Consider the following 9,812-nt stretch of genomic DNA (forward strand, 5'->3'; position numbering starts at 1 on the left):
ACGTACGGACCCCTGTGCGCCACAGCACGAAGGATCCCCTTACCTGGGCAGACACGCCTTCCGCAGCCGCCCGCAACTGCCACGAAAGGCGTCGCCGACAGGCCGCGCTTCCAATTGGTGCCGTTTTCAACTACCCTTCGAGGGACGCCTCCCCGACCTGAAGGGACCATCCCATGCCTGCTGAGAGCACGCACCCCGCCGGCCCAGCCACCGCCTCATCCGCTGCTTCGTCCACTGCCGCGCCCGCTGCTTCGTCCACTCCCCCGCCCACTGCCGCACCGACTGCCTCCGAGGAGCATTCGACGCGGGGCGCCTATGTCACCGTCGGCGGATCCTTCGACCGCGACATGAACTACATCGATGACCGGATCACGCGTGATGGCCGCGACGGCTGGCCCGTGGAGAAGGACCGGTACCGCCTGGTCGCGGCGCGCGCCTGCCCCTGGGCGAACCGCACCCTGATCTCCCGTCGCCTGCTCGGCCTGGAGGACGTGCTCTCCGTGGGCATGCCCGGCCCGACCCACGACAAGCGCTCCTGGACCTTCGATCTCGACGAGGGCGGAGTCGACCCGGTGCTCGGCTACGAGCGACTCCAGCAGGCGTATTTCGCGCGATTCCCGGACTACCCCCGCGGCATCACCGTCCCCGCCGTGGTGGACGTCCCCACCAAGGCGGTCGTCACCAATGACTTCCAGCAGATCACCCTCGACTTCGCCACGGAGTGGAGCGATCACCACCGCGCGGGTGCGCCGGACCTCTACCCCGAGGCGCAGCGCGAGGAGATCGACGCGCTGAACAAGTGGATGCTCCACCACGTCAACAACGGCGTGTACAAAGTCGGCTTCGCGGGCTCCCAGGAGGCGTACGAGAAGGAGTACCGCGCACTGTGGGAGGCGCTCGACGAGCTCGAGGAGCGCCTGGGCCGCAGCCGCTACCTGTTGGGTCCCTCGATCACGGAAGCGGATGTGCGCCTGTTCACGACCCTGATCCGCTTCGATCCCGTGTACCACGGCCACTTCAAGGCGAACCGGCAGACGCTCTCGAGCATGCCGAACCTGTGGAACTACACCAAGGACCTGTTCACGACCCCCGGCTTCGGGGACACCGTCGACTTCGAGCAGATCAAGCGCCACTACTACTTCGTGCACGAGGACCTGAACCCCACCCAGGTGGTGCCGCTGGGCCCGGCCCTCGAACCGCTGCTGGACCCCCACGATCGCGACCGCTTCGAGACCGACACCTGGGGCCCCGGAGGCACTGCCCCGGCGGCACCGCTGGCCGCCGAGGTGGTCGATCCCGCGCACACCCCTCTGCAGGTGACCGGCCGCTGAGAACCTCTCTGCCCGGCGCGCATGACCGGTCGCTCACGTCGGGTGCTGGTTCTGCGGGCCGCGGCCTACGATGGTGAGCGCCATGGACGACCACTCCCCTGCCCTTGTCGCCACCGACCTCTCCCTCAGCTACGGCTCCGTCCGCGCGCTGGACGGGCTCACCCTGACCGCAGAGCGCGGTGCCGTGACCGCGCTGCTGGGAAGCAACGGTGCCGGTAAGACCACCGCCATCTCCTGCGCCACGGGCCTGCTGCGCCCTGACAGCGGCAGCGTGCGGGTGCTGGGTGTCGACCCCTGGCGCTCCAGCCCGGAGCATCGCGCCCGGGTGGGGGTGATGATCCAGGACGGCGGGCTCGCCTCGGGTGCCGGGGCGATGCAGCTGCTGCGCTACGGCGCGGCCCTCCACGCCGCACCGTTGGACGTCGAGGAGGTGGCCGAGCATCTGGGCATCGACACCTTCGCGCGCACCCTGGTGCGGCGTCTCTCCGGCGGCCAGCGTCAGCGCCTGGCCCTCGCGCTCGCCATCATCGGCCGCCCGGACCTGGTCTTCCTGGACGAGCCCACCGCAGGGATGGACCCGTCGATCCGCCGCCGGGTGCGCGAGCTGATCCGTGGGCTCGCCCGCACCGGCACCGCCGTCGTGCTCACCACCCACCTGATGGATGACGTGGTGGGCCTCGCCGACGCGGTCCGGGTGATCTCCCGCGGCCAGGTCCTCGCCTCCGGCTCCGTCCAGGACGTGATCAACGACCACCGCTCGGCCGACGGTGCCATGGTCGTGCAGGCCACCGCCTCGGGCGTCGACCCTCAGGTGGCACCCGCGCTCGAAGCCGATCTGCGCACAGCCGCCGCACGCCATGGCGTGCGGCTGGAAGTGACCTCGGGCGGCGCGGCTGATCTGGAATCCGTGCTGCTGGATCTGATGGATGAAGAGCACGCGGCCGAGGAGCACGCGGCTCAGCAGCACGACGCCGAGGACCACAGCGTCGAGAGCCACCGGGTCGAGGACCTCAGCGCCGGACAGCCCGATCCCGAGATGCCTGAACCCGCGGCACGCCTCTCCACCTCCCGAGAGGAACACCGATGACCAACCCCACCTCTCCTGCGCCCGCCTCCCCTGCACCAGTGCGGCCGGAGCGGAGCCCCCGTCCTGCGCCCGCGCTGCGTCGGATCCTCTCCCACGCCGGGCTCGAGGCCAGGGTTCTGCTCTCCAACGGGGAGCAGCTCACCGTTGCCGTCGCGCTGCCGGCGATGGTGCTGATCGGGCTATGGCTGCTGCCGCTGGGCAGGCTCGAGGGCGTCGCCGCGGTCGACACCGCCGTCGCCGCGACCTTCGCCACGGCGCTGATCTCCACCTCCTTCACCTCGCAGGCCATCCTCACCGGCTTCGACCGCCGCAACGGCGTGCTGCGCTGGGTGGCGACCACACCGCTGGGACGCGGCGGGTACCTGGCCGGCAAGATCCTCGCGACACTGACCACCCATGTCCTCCAGGTGATCGTCCTCGGGCTGATCGCGCTGATCATCGGTTGGCGGCCCGAGCTGTCGGGGCTGCTCGGGCTGATCCCGGTGTGGCTCGTGGGCACCGTCGCCTTCGGTTCGCTGGGCATGCTGATCGCTGGCACGCTGCGCACCGAGGCGGTGCTGGCCGTCTCGAACCTGGTGTTCGTGCTGATGATCGCGGCCGGCGGCGTCGCCTTCCCCACCGCCGCCTATCCGCGGATCCTGGGAGGCCTGGTCGATCTGCTGCCCTCCGGTGCACTCGGTGAGCTGATGCGCGCATGTCTGGCCTCCGGACCGTTCTCCGTCGGCTCCGTCGTGGTGCTGCTGGTCTGGGCCGTCGGCGGGGTGCTCGCCGTCATGCGCTGGTTCCGCTGGACGGACAGCTGAGCGGCTGCAGAGCAACAGCAGAGCGGCTGCGGGACGCCCAGGATGCGTCGTCGGTCGCATCCGTCCGCTGCGCCCAGCGTTCTCACCGCGGCAGAATCTAGACTCGGAGCATGTCCAGTCCCGTCGCAGCCGCGCCGCGCGCCCCTGAGCGCTACCGGCGCCTGACCACCCTGCCCGATCCCCGCCTGCCCTCCTGGGGCCCGCAGCGCCGTGCCCGGGTGGCCGCGGTGGTGTTCTGGGGGAACCTGCTCTCGCAGATCGGGATCATCCTCTCGGGCGCCGCCGTACGGCTGACCGGCAGCGGGCTGGGATGCTCCACCTGGCCGAACTGCGAGCCAGGGCAGTTCACACCGGTGCTCACCATGGAGGCGGGCATCCACCCCTTCGTGGAATTCGGCAACCGTTCGCTGACCGGGGTGCTGACCGTGTTCGCGGTCGCACTGCTGCTGGTGAGCTGGCGCTGGCTCGGGCACAAGGGCACCGGCTTCCGCCGCCTGGCCTGCGTCCCCCTGATCGGCACCGCTGTGCAGGCGATCGTCGGCATGGTCGTGGTGTTCGCGGATCTACACCCGGGCATCGTCAGCCCCCACTTCCTGCTCTCCCCAGTGCTGGCCGCGGTCTCGATGGTGCTGCTGGTGCGCCTCTATGACGGCGACGGTGCGATCCGGCGGGCAGTCCCGGTGCGTGCTCTCCAAGTCTTCGTACCCCTCGCGGTGGTGGGCTTCGTAGTGCTGGTCCTGGGCACGATCGTCACCGGCACCGGACCTCATTCCGGGGACGCCGGAGACGTCACCCGGATTGCGCTGAACCCCATGATCGCCTCCCGGATCCACGCCCTGTCGGTCTATGCGTTCTGCGCCCTGCTCGCAGTCCTGCTGGTCGTGCTCCACCGATCCGCGGCGCGGCGTGAGGCGATCGTCGCGGCCTGGTGGCTGGTGGTCCTGACCGTGGTCCAGGGCATCATCGGCTATGTCCAGTACTTCCTCGGCCTTCCGGAGCTGATCGTGTTCCTCCACCTGATCGGTGCGGCGCTGTTCGGCGCCGGGATCGCATGGGTGGGAGCCCGCCTGGTCACCTGGCAGGAACCGCACCCGGCTGCAGCTGCAGCCGGCGACTCACCCCTCAGCACGGAGGCATGATGATCCTCGGCAAGCGCCGCCGCAGCTCCACGCAGGAGCTGCCGACCCTGGCCCAGGCCCGGCCGGCCGGAGAGTTCGTCGCCTCGGTGCTCTCGCACCTGCGCGACGTCGTGGACGTCGGCTGGAACCTCCTGGAAGTGGATGCCGAAGCCCATCGCATGATCCGCGAGGCCGGCGCGACCAGCTGCTACATCGAGTACCACCCGGTCTTCGGGGCCTCCCCGTTCGGGCACGCGATCTGCACCTCCGTCAACGACGGGGTGTTGCACGGCCGTCCCTACGACCGGCTCCTGGAAGATGGTGATCTGCTCTCCCTGGACTTCGCCGTCGAGGTCGAGGGCTGGGTCGCGGACTCCTGCCTCTCGATCATCGTGGGCACACCGCGCGAAGAGGACCTCCAGCTGATCCGCGACACCGAGCGGGTGATGTGGGCCGGCATCGACCAGGTCACCGCCGGGAACAGCGTGGGCGACATCGGCCATGCGGTGATGAACGAGGCCCACGCGCTCGGATACACCATCAATGAGCGCTTCGGCGGTCATGGGGTGGGGCGCACCATGCATGAGGCACCCTTCGTGCCCAATCACGGCACCCCCGGCGGTGGCCCCACGCTGGTGGCAGGACAGCTGATCACGGTCGAGCCGTTCCTGGTGCCCACCACCTCGGAGCTCAAGGTCGACGAGCGAGATGGCTGGACGCAGCTCTCGGCCGACGGCTCCCGCGGGGCCCATGCCGAGCACACCCTGCAGGTCACCACCGGCGCACCGATCATCCTCACCGCCCGGCCCGACGACCCCTCCCCGCGCAGCTCACTGGGCTGAGACGGAGCGCCGGCCCACGCGTGGGTGAAGGTGCAGCCCCGCGGCTCAGCTCCCCTGCAGGAGAGAGCGGATGCTCGCTGCGATGCCCGCGGCATCCAGGCCCTGAGCCGCGAGGATCGCATCGCGTTTCCCATGCGGGATGAACTCCAGGTCGACGCCAAGGCTGCGCAGGACCGGTCCGGGCGCGGAGAGCGTGGCACGCCGGGCGAGCCGCGTACCGAGGGCCGCACCGATCCCGTGCTCGGCCAGGCCGTCCTCGAGCGTGACGACCGCGCGCGCGGTCGCGGCGAGGTCCAGCAGCTCCTCCCCCAGCGGCAGTGACTGCACCGGGTCGAGGACCACGAGGTTCAGCTCTGGATGCGCCGCAGCGAGCTCTGCGGCGGCCTCGACGGCGCGGCCAGCCAGAGCACCGATGGAGACCAGCAGGATGTCGACGGGTGCGTGCGCGTCACCGGCGAGCACCTCCCCGGCAGGCAGCTGCGCGAGAGCCGGCAGCTCCGGCGGGCAGGCTCCCTTGGGGAAGCGCACCAGGGACGGGCCGAGGGTCCCGAGAGCGGCGGGGACCGCGGCATCGAGACGAACTCCGTCCCGGGGCGCCCACAGCGAGAGACCGGGCACCTTCGTCGCCAGGGCGAGGTCCCAGATCCCGTGATGGCTGGGCCCGTCATCGCCGGTGACACCGGCCCGGTCCAAGGTGATCGTGACGTCTTCGCCGTGCAGGGCGACATCGAGCAGCAGCTGGTCGATCGCCCGGTTCAGGAAGGTCGCGTAGAGGGAGACCACGGGTTTGCGGCCGCCGGCGGAGAGTCCGGCGGCCGTGTCGAGCGCGAGCTGCTCGGCGATCCCGACATCGAGCACGCGCCCCGGCAGCTCCTGCTGCATCGGGGTGAGGCCCACGGGGTCGATCATCGCGGCGCTGATCGCGACCACGCGCTCATCGGCGCGGGCGGCATCGAGCATCGCGGCGCCGAACCGGGAGGTCCAGGTCTCCGTCGGCGCTCCCGGTGCGGCCTGCTCCTGGATGGTGAAGGGACTGGTGGCATGCCAATGGTCCACGGTGTCCGATTCCGCGCGAGCGAAGCCGGCACCCTTCCGGGTCAGGACGTGGACGAGCACCCCGGAGCTCGTGGGATCCTCCGCGGCACGTCGAGCTGCGGTCAGGGCGTCGGCGAGGGCGGTGAGGTCATGGCCGTCGACCGGTCCGAGATAGGTCAGCCCGAGCGAGGTGAAGAGATCCTCTCCGGCACCGATCCGGCCGGCGCGGAGCTCGGCGAGATGCTCGGCGATCCCGCCCACGGTGGGGGCATAGGAGCGGGTGTTGTCGTTGAGCACCACGACAGTGCGCGAGCCCTGATCGGAGGCGAGCAGGTTGAGGGCCTCCAGGCCCACCCCTCCGGTGAGAGCGCCGTCCCCGATGACTGCGACCGCGGCCCCGTCGGCCCCGGCGAGCCGGTGGGCGCGATCCAGTCCGTGGGCCCAGGCGATGGATCCCGAGGCGTGGGAGTTCTCCACCAGATCGTGGACCGACTCCGCGCGGTCCGGGTAGCCCGCGATGCCGCCCGCGGTGCGCAGCCCCGGCAGATCGGCGCGCCCGGTGAGCATCTTGTGCACATAGGCCTGATGACCGGTGTCGAAGACGATCGGCTCGTCCGGGGAACGGAACTCGCGGTGCAGGGCGATCGTCAGCTCGACCACGCCGAGGTTCGGTCCCAGGTGGCCTCCGCTGCGCGAGCAGATCTCCAGCAGACGCCGACGCAGAGTGCGTGCCAGCCCCGGCAGCTGTGCGGCGTCGAGCGCCCGCAGCGCCTCGGGGCCGCCCGGAATTGGAACCTCTGACGGTGGGGTGGAAGCATCCGCAGCCGGTGCCGACGGGGTCACTGCAGCTCGCCCGCGGTGCGGGGTGGCGGAACGGTGCTCAATGGTGGACACGCGTGGTCCTCCCTCAGGGACGGGGCCGGAACTCGGCCAGCCTATGTCCTCGTGACCTGTGGTGACGCTCGAGGTGATCACATCTGTGCACATCTTCACCGGTGATTCACGGGTCCCGCCCTCGGTGTGCATCGCGGTGCAGAGGGGCCGAGCAATGGTGCACTCGGGCACTCGCCCGCGCCGCATATCGGCGCTCAGGACTCAGGACTCAGGACCCAGGACCCAGGCTTCAGGCTTCAGGGGTCCGGACTCCCGACTCAGGACGCGCCATGACGCGACGACGCCCCGACCCTTCAGGGCCGGGGCGTCGTATGGCGCCGATCAGGCGGCGGCTGCGCGCAACACGTCAGTCAGGCTCTACTGCCTGCCTGGCTTCCTGCCGCTCGTTCCTCGCAGCACGTCAGTCAGGCTCTACCGTCTGCCTGGCTTCCTGCCGCTCGTTCCTCGCAGCACGTCAGTCAGGCTCTACCGTCTGCCTGGCTTCCTGCCGCTCGTTCCTCGCAGCACGTCAGTCAGGCTGCGACCAGCGAGCGGAGCACGTACTGCAGGATGCCGCCGTTGCGGAAGTACTCCGCCTCACCGGGGGTGTCGATGCGCACGGGCGCGTCGAACTCCACCGAGGAGCCGTCTTCCTTCACAGCGACGACCTTGACCGTCTTCGGGATGGAGCCGTCGTTCAGAGCGGTCACGCCGGTGAACGAGAACGTCTCCGTGCCGTCGATCCCGAGGGACTCGGCGTTCTCCCCCACGGGGTACTGCAGGGGAAGCACGCCCATGCCGATGAGGTTCGAGCGGTGGATCCGCTCGAAGCTCTCCGCGATGACGACCTCGACGCCGAGGAGCTTGGTGCCCTTGGCCGCCCAGTCACGGGAGGAACCGGTGCCGTACTCCTTGCCGGCGAGGACCACCAGCGGGATGTCCTGCTCGGCGTAGGCCTGGGCCGCGTCGTAGATGAACTCCTGCTCGCCGGTCAGCAGGTTCTTGGTGTACCCGCCCTCGACGCCGTCGAGCAGCTGGTTCTTGATGCGGATGTTCGCGAAGGTGCCGCGGATCATCACCTCGTGGTTTCCTCGGCGCGAGCCGTAGGAGTTGAAGTCCTTGCGGGCAACTCCGTGCTCCTGGAGGTAGTGACCAGCCGGGGAGTCCAGCTTGATCGCACCGGCGGGCGAGATGTGGTCAGTGGTGGTCGAGTCGCCGACCTTGACCAGCACCCGCGCACCGGAGACGTCGGATACGGGCTCCGGCGTCGCCGACATTCCCTCGAAGTACGGGGGCTTGCGCACGTAGGTCGACTCGTCATCCCACTCGAAGGTCGCACCCTCGGGAGTGTCGAGGTTGCGCCAGCGCTCGTCGCCGGTGAAGACGTCCTTGTAGTCCTCGGTGAACATCTCCTGGGAGATGGACTCCGCGATGACCTTCTCGACCTCGGTGGGGTTCGGCCAGATGTCGCGCAGGAAGACGTCCGCGCCGTCCTTGTCCTGCCCCAGTGGGTCGTTCTCGAAGTCGAAGTCCATCGTGCCCGCGAGCGCGTAGGCGATGACCAGCGGCGGGGAGGCCAGGTAGTTCATCTTGACGTCGGGGTTGATGCGGCCCTCGAAGTTGCGGTTGCCCGAGAGCACCGCGGTGACCGCGAGATCCTTCTCCGCGATCGCGTCGGAGATCTCCGAGTCCAGCGGGCCGGAGTTGCCGATGCAGGTGGTGCAGCCGTAGCCGACCAGGTGGAAGCCGAGCGACTCCAGGGCGGGCCAGAGCCCAGCCTTGGTGTAGTAGTTCGTGACGACCTGGGACCCGGGGGCCATGGAGGTCTTCACCCAGGGCTTCGCGACCAGTCCGCGATCCACCGCGTTCTGCGCGAGCAGGCCCGCCGCCATCATCACCGAGGGGTTCGAGGTGTTGGTGCAGGACGTGATCGAGGCGATCGAGACGATGCCGTGATCGATCGAGAAGTCCCGACCGCTGACCTGCACCGGATTCGATGCCCGGCCGGTGACGTGCTGGTGCTCGGGAGCCGAGCCGCCGGAGTCGTTGTCCGAACCCTGGCTGGCGGGATCCGAGGCGGGGAAGGTGCCAGCGGTGTCCGCGCCGTTCTCGGAGGCCTCGTGGTCACGCGCGTAGGACGGGAGCACCTCGCGGAAGGACTCCTTGGCCTCGGTCAGCACGATGCGGTCCTGCGGACGCTTCGGGCCGGCGATCGAGGGCACCACGGTGGACAGGTCCAGCTCGAGGTACTCGGAGTACGCGACCTCCTTGGAGGCGTCGTGCCACAGGCCCTGGCGCTTGGCGTAGGCCTCGACCAGCGCGAGCTGCTCCTCGGTGCGGCCGGTGAGACGCATGTAGTCGACGGTCACCTCGTCGATCGGGAAGATCGCACAGGTGGAGCCGAACTCGGGGCTCATGTTGCCGATGGTCGCGCGGTTGGCGAGCGGCACCTGGGTGACGCCCTCGCCGTAGAACTCGACGAACTTGCCCACCACGCCGTGCTCGCGGAGCATCTCGGTGATCGTGAGCACCACGTCGGTGGCGGTCGCGGCCGGCGGGATCTCGCCGGTGAGCTTGAAGCCCACCACGCGCGGGATCAGCATGGAGACCGGCTGGCCGAGCATCGCGGCCTCGGCCTCGATGCCGCCGACGCCCCAGCCGAGCACGCCCAGGCCGTTGACCATGGTGGTGTGGGAGTCGGTGCCGACGCAGGAGTCCGGGTA

The 9,812-nt window shown here is 69.7% G+C and carries 7 protein-coding genes; 5 read left to right on the plus strand and 2 right to left on the minus strand.

What is annotated here, in order from left to right; translation table 11 throughout:
- Positions 1 to 173: 173 nt before the first annotated feature.
- From ACTH43_RS06470 to map, 5 genes are all read left to right on the plus strand, one after another.
- Positions 174 to 1,331: a glutathione S-transferase family protein gene (locus ACTH43_RS06470; RefSeq protein ID WP_441444102.1), complete on the plus strand. Its 1,158-nt coding sequence runs from the start codon at positions 174 to 176 to the stop codon at positions 1,329 to 1,331.
- Positions 1,332 to 1,413: 82 nt separating this feature from the next.
- Entirely contained in the window at positions 1,414 to 2,418 is a 1,005-nt protein-coding gene (locus ACTH43_RS06475) for an ABC transporter ATP-binding protein (protein WP_441444103.1), read from the plus strand.
- Positions 2,415 to 3,221, plus strand: a complete 807-nt coding sequence (locus ACTH43_RS06480; protein ID WP_441444104.1) for an ABC transporter permease — start codon at positions 2,415 to 2,417, stop codon at positions 3,219 to 3,221. Before ACTH43_RS06475 ends, ACTH43_RS06480 begins: the two co-directional genes overlap by 4 nt.
- 110 nt (positions 3,222 to 3,331) lie before the next feature.
- Positions 3,332 to 4,360, plus strand: coding sequence for a COX15/CtaA family protein (locus ACTH43_RS06485; RefSeq protein WP_441444105.1), 1,029 nt, complete (start codon positions 3,332 to 3,334; stop codon positions 4,358 to 4,360).
- A complete protein-coding gene (gene map / locus ACTH43_RS06490) occupies positions 4,360 to 5,181 on the plus strand; it encodes a type I methionyl aminopeptidase (RefSeq protein WP_441444118.1) in 822 nt (273 codons plus the stop codon). Before ACTH43_RS06485 ends, map begins: the two co-directional genes overlap by 1 nt.
- A 45-nt stretch (positions 5,182 to 5,226) precedes the next feature.
- Here map and ACTH43_RS06495 read toward each other — a convergent pair whose 3' ends face one another.
- Both ACTH43_RS06495 and acnA read right to left on the minus strand, forming a co-directional pair.
- A complete protein-coding gene (locus tag ACTH43_RS06495; RefSeq protein ID WP_441444106.1) occupies positions 5,227 to 7,110 on the minus strand; it encodes a 1-deoxy-D-xylulose-5-phosphate synthase in 1,884 nt (627 codons plus the stop codon).
- A gap of 512 nt (positions 7,111 to 7,622) precedes the next feature.
- On the minus strand, positions 7,623 to 9,812 hold a 2,190-nt coding region (acnA, locus tag ACTH43_RS06500; protein WP_441444107.1), incomplete at its 5' end, for an aconitate hydratase AcnA.

The organism is Brachybacterium sp., from assembly GCF_052095815.1.
Lineage (GTDB): Bacteria > Actinomycetota > Actinomycetes > Actinomycetales > Dermabacteraceae > Brachybacterium.